The organism is Acetobacter persici, assembly GCF_018256955.1.
Taxonomy (GTDB): Bacteria; Pseudomonadota; Alphaproteobacteria; order Acetobacterales; family Acetobacteraceae; genus Acetobacter; species Acetobacter persici.
On record NZ_JAERKU010000010.1, the window covers coordinates 89,131 to 101,847 of the forward strand.

Consider the following 12,717-nt stretch of genomic DNA (forward strand, 5'->3'; position numbering starts at 1 on the left):
TCCTATTCTTAGCAATCTCTTGAAGGAGAAGAGAGCATTTTTAAATGCGATAGAACTAAAAGAAAAAAACCAGCAATTTCATATGCATCCCTCAGGGTGCGTATGAAATTGAGGTAGCGTGCCCTCATCTGCCTATAGCAACGACCATAAGTACACCAAAGGAAATAGCTGTTTTCTGCCATTTCCTTGATCTCGGGCTTTCTCGCATCTGTTGCCATCTTCTCAGTGACAGCAGTCATGACACGAGCATGACAGCATGTTTCTGATGTCATGACGCCACTTTTCAGACAGTGACACCCACACTCAGGCGTCATCATAGCGTCATTCGGCAAGCACCCCCGTCAGGCAGCGGTTCGCAGCCCGTCCTCCGCGACTGCCGCAATTGCCTGCCTGAGTGCCGCCACAACCAGTTCAGGATCACAGACCATGTCCTTGAAAATAAGGATCGGGCGCTGACTGGATGGATAGCGATGAAGTCGCCTTAAGGTCTCGTCCTTTCGCGCCTTCTGCGTTGACGAATAAGCCGTGAATGTCCGGTCAAACAGACCGACGACTTCGATAAAACAGCTTTTGCCGGACTGGGTCGAACTCACTTTGAAGTCGGCAAAAGCCTCTTCCTGAAAAATGCATCCTTTCACAACAGGATGAATGTCGAGCTTTAACGTCGAAGGCAGGGTAGACTTGATCCGCCGATACACAGCCAATTCGTAAAGGGAGTCAAACTCATGACCATCCTGTACGAGCTTTTCTTCCACCGGCAGATGCGGATGGCACTGGTGCACAGCCTCACGAAAGGCGACCCATGCCCCCTCCCCTGGCTGCCAGTATTTCTTGCGCAGATCCCAGGCCTTTCGCCCAAGGTCCGCCAACATAAAGCCATGGACACAGACGCCAACGCGGGCTGAAAGCTCGGCGTACAGGTCAATATCCCGGCGCGGAAAAAGACCGGCCCCGCCGGCCATCGGGAACTGAAGAGGGTCAAAACGATAATCCGGTGTCATGAGGAAGTATCCTAAAAAAAATGGCTCCGATCATGCAGCGTGATACGGAGCCAGGAAAAGATTGTCTGGGATAGAGATAGAGCGTGACTGAAGAGGTCAGGCTGCCTGCTTCATTGTCACTGGAGCCGCCAGAAGCTGTTCCAGGCGGCCATAACGACGTTCCATGTCGCGATGCAATATGACCAGGCCCTCAAGAGCCTCAAAAGCGACCTCGCTGCCGCCAAGGATCTCAAGCAGCAGAACACCCTCCAGAACATGAAGGGCTTTGAGTTCCATCGCTGCATGCACAACGTCATCGGTTACGGGAAACAGGTCGGAAAGCGGATAATGAGACATGACTTTTGTCCTTGTCGTCCAAAAAAAGGGAGGAAAAGACCACACACATCGCTTCCCATGGGGCATTAGCGGATATGCGTAATCGTGAGGACAGACACAAAACCATCCATGAATTACCCAGACCAAATACTATTCTTCAGAAAACCATTTCAAAACAATGGGTTAAAAGAGAGCATTTTTAAATGCGATAGAACGAGAAAAAAGAAGAAAAAAACGCAGCGATTTCATATGCTTGCGCAGCATGCATATGAAATTGCGGTAGCGTGCCTTCAAACGCCCTTCGAAAGGTCGGAAAAGAGACAAAAACGGGACAGAAAAGGGAAAAAGGCGGCCATATTTACGGCCCTGACAGTGCAGCTCATCAGTTGCACATCATATGACGCCAGTCATGACAGCATCATTTCAGCACTTTTGAAGCGTCATGACACCGTCAGGAACGATGACATGACGGGAAATGGCGTCATTGTGACGTCGTGCTTCCTTCAATGGCTCTGAATATCCTTACCTAAAAACCGCGCGGTAACTCCAGAAGCTACCACAACAAATTCCTACTTCCCGTTCCCATGCCCGAGCCGGTGCCCAGATCGAAATCCGTGGGACCGGGCTTTCCATGCGATCAGGAAGCCAGTAGCTGCGAGCGCCGTTACCAGCCAGGGCAATGATGCTGCACCCCATATGTCAAGCAGCGAGCCACCCAAAAGGCCCCCACCGGCTATGGCACTGTTCCACGCCACGACATTCATTGACAACGCAACATCCGCGCCATCGCCAGCTGCATCGGCGAGCGCTGTCTGGAGCAAAGTCGCGGCCCCACCGAATGTCAGCCCCCATATGGTCACACCAATCATAATCACCGCAGGTGACGCTGATCCGATGACGAAACCCCCTGCCACGACCACGAATATGGCCAGACTGAGCAGGACGGACAGGCGCAAGGCGCGATCGACCGTGCGGCTGGTCAGCCAGATGCCAAACAGGGCGGCGACCCCGAACAGCAGCAGGATGCGATCTGCCTGTCCCGCCAGTCCGGCAGGTGTGACGAACGGCACGATATAGGTGTAGAGAACATTGTGCGCGAGCATCCAAGCCATCACCACGCCCAGAACAGACCGCACGCCCGGCATGCCCAGGACATGCCGGAACGGCAGGCGCTCGTGATGCGCGGCCCCCGGAAAGTCAGGAACCTTCGCCAGTACCCACACGATCAGCAGAACGGTTAGGCCCGACATGATCCAGAAGGCCAGACGCCAGCCGACGGTAGCGCCCAGCCATGTCCCGGCGGGTACCCCCAGCGACAGTGCAATCGGTGTGCCGACCATGGCGATCGCCAGGGCACGGCCCTGCTGGGCGCGCGTCACCATCCGGCGTGCGTAGCCAGCCAGCAACGCCCAGGCGAGACCCGCCGCCGCACCCGCTCCGTACCGGGCCACGAGGGTGGCGCCGTAATGCGTTGAAAACGCGGTAATGGAATTGAACACCACGAAACCTATGATCGCCAGCAGCAGAACCTTCCTGCGCCGCCATCGCTGCGTGACGAGTGTCAGCGGAATCGCCGCACTCAGTGAGCCTATGGCATAAGCCGTCACCATCTGCCCTGCCAGCGCAGAGGAAATATGCAGACCCGCACCGATCTCGGGCAACAGACCGGCTGGCAGGGTTTCGGTCATAATGCAGATAAAGCCGGTCATTGCCAGTGCGAGCAGACCAGCAACAGGCAGGCGTTCATTGGAATTTTGCGACGGTAAAGTTGTCTTCGGGGTCATGCGCCACTCATATACAGATCGATTGATACACATATATGGGAGTAGCAAAATCTTGGCAATTATTTCTGGATCACTTAATATGGAAGTCTTTCGGAAGGAGCGATAGCATGGCGCGGACTGGGCGGCCCCGTGAGTTTGACCGCGACAAGGCGATTGACGCCGCCACAGCGCTTTTCTGGGCGCAGGGCTATGAGCCGACCTCCCTGACCCAGCTCAAGTCCTGCATGGGTAATATCTCGCCCGCGAGCTTCTATGCCGCGTTCGGCTCGAAGGAAGCCCTGTTCCGCGAAGTCGTGCAACGTTATCTGGAAACCTACGGACAGGTGATGGCGCCCTTATGGGACGAGAGCCTGTCCCCGCGCGATGCCATCGAACGGACGTTGCGTGGTTCGGCGCGCATGCAGGCAACCCGTACACACCCGGCCGGGTGTCTGGTCGTCTGTGGCGCCAGTAACTGCTCACCTGAAAACGAACCCGTTCAGGCGCTTCTCGCGGCAGAACGACAGCGCACGCGTAAGGGCATTAGAGCCTGCGTGGAACGCGCCATCGCCAATGGCGAATTAAAAGCGTCCCCGGCGACAAAGGTCCTGCCCAATGTTCTGACGACTTTTTTCCACGGCATGACATGCGAAGCCCGGGACGGGATTATCTCAGATACTCTGGATGCAGCCGTCACGTCTCTCCTGACACTGTGGGATATCAACGCGGTGGAGCCGGGAATAGAAAAACAGTCATGAAAGCGCAGACGATCTGACAGCGACGATCCGGACCTGATAGGAGAATTCCATATCAGTTGGTCCACAAATTCTTGACGTTACCTCGCGCTCCAATTATGGATCGATTGGTATGAAAGTGGTATTCTCAGAACACGACGCCATGCCTCTTCAAGGAATCCGATCATGAGCACATCAAAAATCGCCTTCGTCACGGGCGCCAATCGTGGCATCGGCTACAGTATTGCGAAACATCTGACAGCCTCCGGCATCAGCGTGATCGGCACTTATCATGCCAATGAGGATGAGGCGAAAGCCGCCGAATGCGCCCTCAGCCAGCAGGGCGCAAAGCTGCGCATGCTGCAACTGGACATCACGAACCATGCGTCGTTCACGGATTTTGCTCACCGCGTCAAAGCCTTTCTCGCAAACGAGTTCGGGCAGCAGGGACTAAATTATGTTGTCCAGAACGCTGGCAACATCATTCACACACGCTTCGATGCCGCGACATCCGAACAACTCGACAACCAGTACAACATCCACTTCAAGGGCCCCTACCTGCTGACGGTAGCGCTCCTTCCGCTGATCTGCGATGGAGGCCGCATTCTCAACATCACCTCTGCCGCCACCCGTTTTTACCTGACGGATCATGGTCCCTATTCGGCCATGAAGGCCGCAACCGAGGTCATTTCGCTCTACATGGCAAAGGAACTGGGCGAGCGGGGCATTACGGTCAATGCCGTCGCCCCCGGCGCGGTTGCATCGGATTTCGGCGGTGGCCTGGTCCGTGACGATGCCACGATCAACAAAAACCTCGCAGAGATCACGCCGCTAGGGCGTGTCGGCCAACCCGACGACATTGGGTCTGCGGTGCGTGCCCTTCTGTCCGACGACATGCGTTGGGTGAATGGCCAACGCATCGAGGTAACGGGAGGCCAGTCGCTATGACGACCAGACAGACACGAGCAGGAGAGTCCCGATGATCCACGTTATGGCCAGTAGTGTCATTCCTTCATCTGTTTCATCCGTATGGGGACTGATCCGTGATTTCGGTGCCCTTGGAAGCTGGTTGCCGGGTGTGAAAAGCTGCGTGATCGAAGGCGATGATCCCGGCGACCGTGTTGGCGCGATCCGTCGTGTTGAAATGGGCGATGTCGGTGTCATCCGTGAACAGCTTCTGGCGCTGTCCGACGTGGATCATGCGGTGACCTTCTCGATCATTGAATCGGCTTTACCGATCCGGAACTACCGGTCGACCATCACGCTTCTGCCCGTAACGGATGGCGATCGCACATTTATCCGGTGGCGCGGTCAGTTTGAAGCGGCTGCCGAACACGCAGCCAGCATGGAGGCCAGAATGCCGATACATATCTACCAGCCAGCGTTCGACAGGCTGGCAGAAATTCTGGCGTTGATGGAAACACAGTCATGAGCAGCTTTAATGGCAAATCCGCCCTCGTGCTTGGCGGCAGCCGCGGGATTGGGGCCGCTATTGTCCGCCGCTTCGCAACAGATGGTGCGAAAGTCGTTTTCACGTATCTGTCCTCCCCTGACGACGCTCAGGCCTTGGCGGCAGAGACCGGAAGCAGGGCCATGCGCGCCGACAGTGGCGACCGGGACTCTCTCATTGCGCTGATCGCCTCGCTCGGTCCTCTCGATGTGCTGGTCGTCAACTCTGGAATTCTTGGCGCGGGTGATCCACTGGACATGCCGCCGGATGACATCGACCGGCTTTTCCGTATCAATATCCACGCGCCTTATCATGCGGCGGTTTCTGCTGCACGAACTATGCCCGACAACGGTCGCATCATCTTCATCGGCTCAGCCAATGCCGACCGTATGCCGATGACCGGCCTTGCAGCCTACAGCGCCAGCAAGGCCGCACTGAAAGGCATGGTCAAAGGACTGGCACGTGATTTCGGAGCGCGCGGTATCACCGTCAACGTTGTCCAGCCCGGTCCTACCGATACCGACATGAACCCTGCCGATGGCCCGCTGAAAGACGTAATGCACGACTTCATGGCGATCAAACGCCACGCTACAGGCGCGGAGATCGCAGGACTGGTCGCGTATCTTGCTGGGCCAGAGGCCGGCATCATCACCGGCGTTGCATACAATATCGATGGCGGCTTCGCAGCCTGATGGAATGATTGATCACAACCCACCCGCAGAAAAAAGGACCAAGGACCATGACCGATACAGCTTTCAACGCCTCCCTATCCGGCACCTTCAGAATCGGAGGCGATCTAGAAATCAACCGGCTGGGCTTCGGCTCCATGCGCATTACGGGGCCGGGGATATGGGGACCACCCGCCGACCATGATGAAGCCGTCCGCACGCTGAAACATCTTCCCGAACTCGGCGTCAACTTCATCGACACGGCGGATTCCTACGGACCGGATGTCTCGGAATGGCTGATCAGGGAGGCGCTGCATCCCTATCCCAAAGACTTCGTCATCGCGACGAAGGGAGGGCTGACCCGTTCGGGACCGGACATCTGGAAGCCGGTCGGACGGCCGGAATATCTGCTCCAGCAGGTACACAAGAGCCTGCGCAATCTCGGCGTCGAGCAGATCGATCTGTGGCAGTTGCACCGGATCGATCCCAGTGTCCCGGCGGACGAGCAGTTCGATGCGGTCCGGTCCTTCATTGATCAGGGACTGGTCCGCCACGCGGGACTGAGCGAGGTTTCCGTCGACGATATCAAGGCCGCGTCGAAATTCTTCAAGGTCGCGACCGTCCAGAACCGCTATAATCTCGTCGACCGCACCAGCGAGGAAGTGCTCGACTACTGCTCGGTGCAGAACATCGGGTTCATCCCGTGGTTCCCGCTTGCCGCTGGCGATCTTGCCAAACCGGGGTCTATTCTGGACACCATGGCAACGCAGTACGGCGCCCACCCAGGTCAGATTGCCCTGGCCTGGGTTCTGAAACGCAGCCCGGTGATGCTTCCGATCCCAGGCACGTCCAAGATCGCCCATCTGGAACAGAATGTCGCCGCCGCAGATATCCCGCTCTCCGATGAGGATTTCACAGCTTTGGATGCAGAAGGCCACAAGGCATTCCACTCAACGCCATAAGAAAGCACTTCCGGGCAGTCGCAGTCCCGACACCGAAAGGCCGGGGTGGCTGTCCGGACTTCGTCTTTCAGGCCAATGGAACAAACAGTCAGGGAGTGAAATGAGTTGGTCGTTAAGGGACGCGACCCGGCAACGCATCAAGCGTCCTGTTGTAATCCCCATGAAGCTTACCCAGTTTATAGAAACTGTATTTTTTAGGAAGGATCTGTCATGCCCAGCCTGTTTGAGCCTATTGAACTGGGAAGTATTTACGCCAGAAACAGAATTCTCATGGCGCCGCTGACACGCGCCAGAGGCACCCGAGAGCATCTTCCAACCGCCATTATGGCTGAGTATTATGCCCAGCGTGCCGATGCAGGGCTGATTATCTCGGAAGCAACCGGGATCAGCCGGGAAGGTCTTGGGTGGCCGTATGCACCGGGCCTCTGGTCGCAGGAGCAGGTCGAAGCATGGAAACCAATTACTGCGGCCGTGCACGCGAAGGGCGGAAAAATCGTAGCCCAGCTCTGGCACATGGGCCGTATGGTGCATTCCAGTGTGACGGGCCAGCAGCCAGTCTCCGCCTCAGCGACGAAGGCCCCTGAGCCATTACATACCTATGATGGAAAACAGGCTCCCGAAGTCGCTCGTCCTCTTAACAAAGATGATATTGCCCGCATTTTGAATGATTACGAAAAAGCTGCCCGCAATGCGTTGGCTGCCGGCTTTGATGGGGTCCAGATTCACGCCGCTAACGGCTATCTGATTGATGAATTTCTTCGGGACAGCACCAACCACCGCTCCGACGACTATGGTGGTTCTCCTGAAAACCGTATTCGTTTTTTGCATGAGGTCACAGAACGGGTGATCGCCACGACTGGTGCAGACAGAACGTCCGTAAGGCTCTCACCGAATGGCGACACCCAGGGGTGCATCGATAGCCATCCCGAACAGGTTTTTGTGCCTGCAGCAAAGCTCCTGAACGATCTTAATATTGCTTTCCTCGAACTGCGCGAACCCGGCCCCAATGGTACATTTGGCAAGACCGACCAGCCAAAGCTCCATGGACCAATCCGCCAAGTTTTCACGAAACCATTAGTTTTGAATCAGGACTACACACGGGAAGACGCGATCGAAACGGTTGCCACTGGTGTGGCAGATGCTATTGCATTCGGTCGGCCTTTCCTTGCCAATCCGGATCTGGTGCATCGTCTGGAAAATAACCTTCCCCTGAATAAGGACGATATCCGCACCTGGTACTCACAAGGGGCTCATGGCTATACTGATTACCCGTCAGCGCCTTGACACCTGATGTTTCTGCAAGCTCCCTCCCTCAGAAGGAGCTTGCACTTTCACCTCAAAATGCATCTGAATACTAATATTATATGTGTGGTGGAATTGAGTTATTACGGTTTCGGAAGAATAATATTTTCATAGGCAACATGCCCCTTCCTCTGAACACAAGAGACGCCATAATTTCCACTACTCTGATCACTTCTGATCTACTTTGAGCCAGAACCTGATACTCGCCTTGCGGGTTAATTCCCATCCTGCCTGGCGCATAGTATTTGCCAGGGCCCTCATCTGTGATGTTGACAGGGGCCAAGCGCACCCGAGCAAATCCTCCGTCACAAGTCTGGACGTCACGGGAACTGTTTGCGCTGCAGCCCAATGTTCAAGGCACGATGGAATCCTTTCTGGCAGTCGCGTCATAAAATCCAATTTTTTATTGGGTGAATTATCGTTTTTTACTTCTTCTGGAAGATTAACGTCTTCATTGAGGACGTAAATGCGTTCTTCATAATTTGCCGCGACATCACTCCCTTTTCCAAAGAGCTTTTCAGAAACAAGCCTGACAGACTCATCAAAACTCATCTCCTCTTTTTCTATTTCGATATCGCCACTCTGCAGTTCAATCCAGGCTCTTTCGAGACCGATACTATGCCAGTAAGCCACGGAATAATTCGCCGCCAGCGTCTCGAGAGTCACGGGAACCCAACATCCAAAAATAATATTCCATATCTCCAGTTTTCCGGTTTTACGTCCAATCCGGCGACTTCTCTCTATCCATTCCTGACGAACCGGATTTGAATAAACCGGCATATCGCCTTTTTTATTGGAATCATAAGGATATCGGGCCGCAATTTCACGAACATTGTCCCAGGACTTCCAGGCAATCGTCGCGCCACGAACCTCTGCTGGATAGATCAGTCCGATGGTCTTCAGCGTCACTTCTTTCCAATCCCATGTAACAATATTCCACATCTCAAGTATATCTGCCTCTGAATTGTAGCGTGTATTGCGACTCAACCACGCTATTCTTTGTTCCGACGACATGGCCCGGATGCGATTATCCCGCAGCATTCCGATCATCCTTTTCTGCTTACCCCAAACTGGAGTTATGCAGATACCCTGTCCGAACGGCTCAACGAGGAGGAGTCTCTTTTGAAGGGGACTCATAGCCTGTTCTGCATTAAAAATGATAACCGCCGATGTGGGACAGAATATCGATATTATCTTGTGGGAGCAGAAAAAATACCGATATGATCCAGTTGCTCTATCTGTCTGTGAAGAAACAGCTTTTTCGAGGCTCCAACGGACCATGCAAAGCACACCCAGAACGGTTTTAGTTCAACTAAACGTAAAAGACAGGTTTTTGAACTTCCGCATGCAGACTCTCCTTTTGGAGTGCCTCACACCAGAGCAGACGCGCCCTCCCCAAACGACAGCAACATCATGCGGTCAATCATCCCAACACCACCCCTCCCCGACCGCCTGGCTTCGGGTGGCGCAGATCCTTCTTGAACAGGGTCTGCGGGAAACCCTCGCAGCCGGCCCCCCTGATGGACAAAGTTTCCGGTCTTTATTCATGTCTCAACAGGACGATGAACTGAGCCAGATTAGCCGCAATAGCCTTTCCGAGCAGCTTGATATCCTCCAAACTATCTACAAAACCCTTTATAAAAACGAAGAATATTCAGATTTTTTTTCAGAACCGGATCCCACACTTGTTCCCCCTTATTCATTCGAAACCTACAACAGGATGCGTCACAGGATCCTTCACGAAGCCAGGGTGTTTATCGGACGACCTTTACACATCGCGGCCCGTGCATATTTTCACCATCCGGACATTCCATTGTCCTGGCAACGCTGCAGACAGACCCTTGATGCTCTGAACGGCGCGGACACCCTGCTGGTCGAGCCCCATGATCCTTTCCCGACTGCCTATCAGCCCCCGCCTCCCCCCGGAAAGCGGTCCCTTAATTTAGGCCATAAACGTAAGCGGTTTTTTGCACTCAAAAAACAATTCGGAGGCGTTATGTCCCTTCTGGCGGCCATGGATGTCATCTGGTGCACCCACTATCTTCCTTCCCATAATGCTGAGGACCGACGTAAGTCCGGCACTTGCGATATCCGACCATTGCGCCCCCGTCACAGTTTCATGGACGATGATCGTGACCGGGAACTGACAGCTGCAACCCTCGCCTACACTCTGTGGTTCCAGAGATGGGGGCTGGAACAGAAATTTCTTCAGAGCAATAGTCCCTGCTTCCAGTCCTCTGACTGTCCCGAGGCAACAGCAATTTCCGCCCCGGAATTCGATCCAGACTCATGGCTGGCCCAGACCACTCCGTTCATACGGATCAAGAGTGGCATAACAGGCCAGATCTATAAGACGCACCGTGCTTTTTATGGGCAGTGCACCACACCACCTTCGTTTCTCGAGCCTGACACAGCGTCAGGGTCGCCCTTTTTCCTGCCATTGCCCGCCCTCCCCGAACGTCTTGTGCAGGAACTGGCCAGACAGGAAAGCCCTGAGTCAAAGCCCCGCCAATCATAAACATCACCCCGGCACACTCTCTTGCCACCCGGTGTTATTTGGAGAGTCCCCTTCAAAGGGAACGTTTCAGACCTCTTTTTTATCGCGAGGATCGTGCTTGCAATTCCGGAGGCACAGCGCGATGGTCGATCCCGTCACCCCTATTCAGTCGTCCCAGCAGGTGTGTTCAACACCTCAGTCCGTACACCCCCTCAGGTCGCTGGTTCGACTTCTGGCCCGGCAGGCGGCCAGAGACTGGTACGCAGAGCAAAGATCACGGCATCCTCTGAACGAGGACACGCCAGAGAACTGACAGGATCGAACCGTCATGAGAGTTGCGCTTTACGCCCGTTATTCCTCGGACAACCAGCGGGATGCCTCCATCGAGGACCAATTCCGGATCTGCCGCGCACACGCAGAAAAAAACGGCTGGCAGATCGTTGCCAGCTACAGTGACCGGGCGATCTCCGGTACAACCCTGCTCCGCCCCGGCATTCAGGACCTGATGGCACAGGCCCGGGCCGGACAGTTTGACATTGTGCTGGCAGAAGGTCTGGACCGCCTGTCCCGTGATCAGGAAGACGTGGCGGGTTTTTACAAGCGCATGAAATTTGCGGACGTGCAAATCGAGACGCTCAGTGAGGGCAGGATCACTGCTCTGCATATTGGCCTGACCGGCACAATGAACGCGGAGTTCATTGATAAACTTTCAAAAAACACCCATCGCGGCCTCTACGGTCGTATTAAGGACGGTAAATCAGGGGGCGGGCTGTGTTATGGCTACGATGTTCTCAAGCTCCGCGATGCAGAGGGGGAACGCATTTACGGCGAACGCGCCATCAATAACGAGCAGGCCCAGATCGTCCGCCGGATCTTTCAGGAGTATGCCGACGGTAAATCTCCCAAAGCCATTGCTCTTACCCTGAACGCAGAAGGTCTTCGCGGACCTCTTTCAGGAGCCTGGGGGCCATCAACCCTCAATGGCAATCGGGAGCGGGGCACGGGCATTCTCAATAACGAGCTTTATATCGGTCGCCTGGTCTGGAACCGCCTGCGCTATCTCAAGGATCCTGTTACCAAGAAACGTGTTTCACGCCTGAACCCTGAATCCAAGTGGGTCATTGAGAACGTGCCTGAACTGCGGATTATTGAGCAGGATCTCTGGGAGGCAGTCAAAGCCCGTCAAAGCAAGACGACGTGGTCCCAGAAATCCCGCGGCACTGGAACTCATCCGCTCAACGCCCTGCAGCGTCCGACCTATCTCCTGACCGGTCTGAGCAAATGCGGTTGCTGTGGCGGCGGTTTCTCGATGATCTCCAAAAACCATCTTGGCTGCTCTACGGCGCGCAACAAGGGCACCTGCGAGAACCGCCTGACAATCCGGCGAGATGTCCTGGAGAAATCCGTGCTCAACGGTCTGAGGACCCAGATGATGGATCCTGCCCTCTTCAAAGAATTCTGTGACGAGTTTACCCGTGAGGTCAACCGGCTGCGGATGGAAAAAGGGGCCGATCTGGCTACCCTGAAATCCGAACTTCCCAAAATCGAACGCGAACTGGACAAGGCCGTTCAAGCGATCCTGGATGGCTTTGCCAGTTCTGCTCTAAAGACACGCATGGAGCAACTTGAAGCCCGCAAGGCCGAGATCGAAGTACGGCTGGCCGAGGCCCCTTCCCCGCCGCCACTCCTTCATCCGAACATGGCGGAGTTGTATCGCCAGAAGATCGGCCTCCTCCACGACAGCCTGCAGAACGAAGCCACCGGGACGCAGGCTAAGGAAGCCATTCGTTCTCTGATCGCCCGGATCAAACTCATTCCTGAAAATGGAGAGCTAGCAATCTTCCTTGAGGGTGACTTGGCGGCGATGCTGGTCTTTGCGACAAACAAGAAGAACGCCGAGCATCATCCAGACGCTGGCGTTCTTAATAAGTTCTTAGTGCAGGATTCATTGGTTGCGGGGGCAGGATTTGAACCTGCGGCCTTCAGGTTATGAGCCTGACGAGCTACCGGGCTGCTCCACCCCGC

The 12,717-nt window shown here is 55.0% G+C and carries 13 protein-coding genes; 8 read left to right on the forward strand and 5 right to left on the reverse strand.

Annotated features, from left to right (window positions below):
* Positions 1–8: 8 nt before the first annotated feature.
* From JK199_RS11570 to JK199_RS11585, 4 genes are all read right to left on the reverse strand, one after another.
* A complete protein-coding gene (locus tag JK199_RS11570; protein WP_212376044.1) occupies positions 9–272 on the reverse strand; it encodes a hypothetical protein in 264 nt (87 codons plus the stop codon).
* A 69-nt stretch (positions 273–341) separates the two neighbouring features.
* Positions 342–1,001 (reverse strand): hypothetical protein, encoded by a 660-nt coding sequence (locus JK199_RS11575; protein ID WP_212376047.1) that lies wholly within the window; start codon positions 999–1,001, stop codon positions 342–344.
* A gap of 96 nt (positions 1,002–1,097) precedes the next feature.
* Positions 1,098–1,337 (reverse strand): hypothetical protein, encoded by a 240-nt coding sequence (locus tag JK199_RS11580; protein WP_212376049.1) that lies wholly within the window; start codon positions 1,335–1,337, stop codon positions 1,098–1,100.
* Between the two features lie 548 nt (positions 1,338–1,885).
* Positions 1,886–3,100 carry an MFS transporter gene (locus JK199_RS11585; RefSeq protein WP_212376051.1) on the reverse strand — a complete coding sequence of 405 codons (1,215 nt, stop codon included), beginning with the start codon at positions 3,098–3,100 and terminating at the stop codon, positions 1,886–1,888.
* Between the two features lie 107 nt (positions 3,101–3,207).
* Between JK199_RS11585 and JK199_RS11590 the strand changes: the two genes are divergently transcribed.
* From JK199_RS11590 to JK199_RS11615, 6 genes are all read left to right on the forward strand, one after another.
* A complete protein-coding gene (locus tag JK199_RS11590; RefSeq protein WP_212376054.1) occupies positions 3,208–3,837 on the forward strand; it encodes a TetR/AcrR family transcriptional regulator in 630 nt (209 codons plus the stop codon).
* Between the two features lie 162 nt (positions 3,838–3,999).
* Entirely contained in the window at positions 4,000–4,761 is a 762-nt protein-coding gene (locus JK199_RS11595; protein WP_212376057.1) for an SDR family NAD(P)-dependent oxidoreductase, read from the forward strand.
* Between the two features lie 31 nt (positions 4,762–4,792).
* Positions 4,793–5,245, forward strand: a complete 453-nt coding sequence (locus JK199_RS11600; protein ID WP_212376059.1) for an SRPBCC family protein — start codon at positions 4,793–4,795, stop codon at positions 5,243–5,245.
* Positions 5,242–5,955, forward strand: a complete 714-nt coding sequence (gene bdcA, locus JK199_RS11605; RefSeq protein ID WP_212376062.1) for an SDR family oxidoreductase — start codon at positions 5,242–5,244, stop codon at positions 5,953–5,955. Before JK199_RS11600 ends, bdcA begins: the two co-directional genes overlap by 4 nt.
* 47 nt (positions 5,956–6,002) lie before the next feature.
* The gene (locus tag JK199_RS11610) at positions 6,003–6,893 is read left to right on the forward strand and encodes an aldo/keto reductase (RefSeq protein ID WP_212376065.1); all 891 of its coding nucleotides are present in this window, start codon (positions 6,003–6,005) and stop codon (positions 6,891–6,893) included.
* 210 nt (positions 6,894–7,103) lie between these two features.
* Complete coding sequence (locus JK199_RS11615; RefSeq protein WP_187668684.1) at positions 7,104–8,177, forward strand: alkene reductase; 1,074 nt, start codon at positions 7,104–7,106, stop codon at positions 8,175–8,177.
* A gap of 186 nt (positions 8,178–8,363) precedes the next feature.
* Here the strand turns inward: JK199_RS11615 and JK199_RS11620 are convergent, their stop codons facing one another.
* A complete protein-coding gene (locus JK199_RS11620; RefSeq protein WP_212376068.1) occupies positions 8,364–9,236 on the reverse strand; it encodes a hypothetical protein in 873 nt (290 codons plus the stop codon).
* Between the two features lie 115 nt (positions 9,237–9,351).
* Here JK199_RS11620 and JK199_RS11625 point away from each other — a divergent pair, with 115 nt between their 5' ends.
* Complete coding sequence (locus JK199_RS11625) at positions 9,352–10,713, forward strand: hypothetical protein (RefSeq protein ID WP_212376070.1); 1,362 nt, start codon at positions 9,352–9,354, stop codon at positions 10,711–10,713.
* Between the two features lie 307 nt (positions 10,714–11,020).
* A complete protein-coding gene (locus JK199_RS11630; RefSeq protein WP_212376073.1) occupies positions 11,021–12,685 on the forward strand; it encodes a recombinase family protein in 1,665 nt (554 codons plus the stop codon).
* The last annotated feature ends 32 nt before the right edge of the window (positions 12,686–12,717 follow it).

What these genes read in the sequence shown, in the direction of transcription:
- JK199_RS11625 (WP_212376070.1), top strand. Translation starts at nt 9,352, where the DNA reads ATGATAACCGCCGATGTGGGACAGAATATCGATATTATCTTGTGGGAG.
- JK199_RS11600 (WP_212376059.1), top strand. Translation starts at nt 4,793, where the DNA reads ATGATCCACGTTATGGCCAGTAGTGTCATTCCTTCATCTGTTTCATCC.
- JK199_RS11615 (WP_187668684.1), top strand. Translation starts at nt 7,104, where the DNA reads ATGCCCAGCCTGTTTGAGCCTATTGAACTGGGAAGTATTTACGCCAGA.
- JK199_RS11620 (WP_212376068.1), bottom strand. Translation starts at nt 9,236, where the DNA reads ATGCTGCGGGATAATCGCATCCGGGCCATGTCGTCGGAACAAAGAATA.
- JK199_RS11585 (WP_212376051.1), bottom strand. Translation starts at nt 3,100, where the DNA reads ATGACCCCGAAGACAACTTTACCGTCGCAAAATTCCAATGAACGCCTG.
- JK199_RS11630 (WP_212376073.1), top strand. Translation starts at nt 11,021, where the DNA reads ATGAGAGTTGCGCTTTACGCCCGTTATTCCTCGGACAACCAGCGGGAT.
- JK199_RS11570 (WP_212376044.1), bottom strand. Translation starts at nt 272, where the DNA reads ATGACATCAGAAACATGCTGTCATGCTCGTGTCATGACTGCTGTCACT.
- JK199_RS11610 (WP_212376065.1), top strand. Translation starts at nt 6,003, where the DNA reads ATGACCGATACAGCTTTCAACGCCTCCCTATCCGGCACCTTCAGAATC.
- bdcA (WP_212376062.1), top strand. Translation starts at nt 5,242, where the DNA reads ATGAGCAGCTTTAATGGCAAATCCGCCCTCGTGCTTGGCGGCAGCCGC.
- JK199_RS11575 (WP_212376047.1), bottom strand. Translation starts at nt 1,001, where the DNA reads ATGACACCGGATTATCGTTTTGACCCTCTTCAGTTCCCGATGGCCGGC.
- JK199_RS11580 (WP_212376049.1), bottom strand. Translation starts at nt 1,337, where the DNA reads ATGTCTCATTATCCGCTTTCCGACCTGTTTCCCGTAACCGATGACGTT.
- JK199_RS11590 (WP_212376054.1), top strand. Translation starts at nt 3,208, where the DNA reads ATGGCGCGGACTGGGCGGCCCCGTGAGTTTGACCGCGACAAGGCGATT.
- JK199_RS11595 (WP_212376057.1), top strand. Translation starts at nt 4,000, where the DNA reads ATGAGCACATCAAAAATCGCCTTCGTCACGGGCGCCAATCGTGGCATC.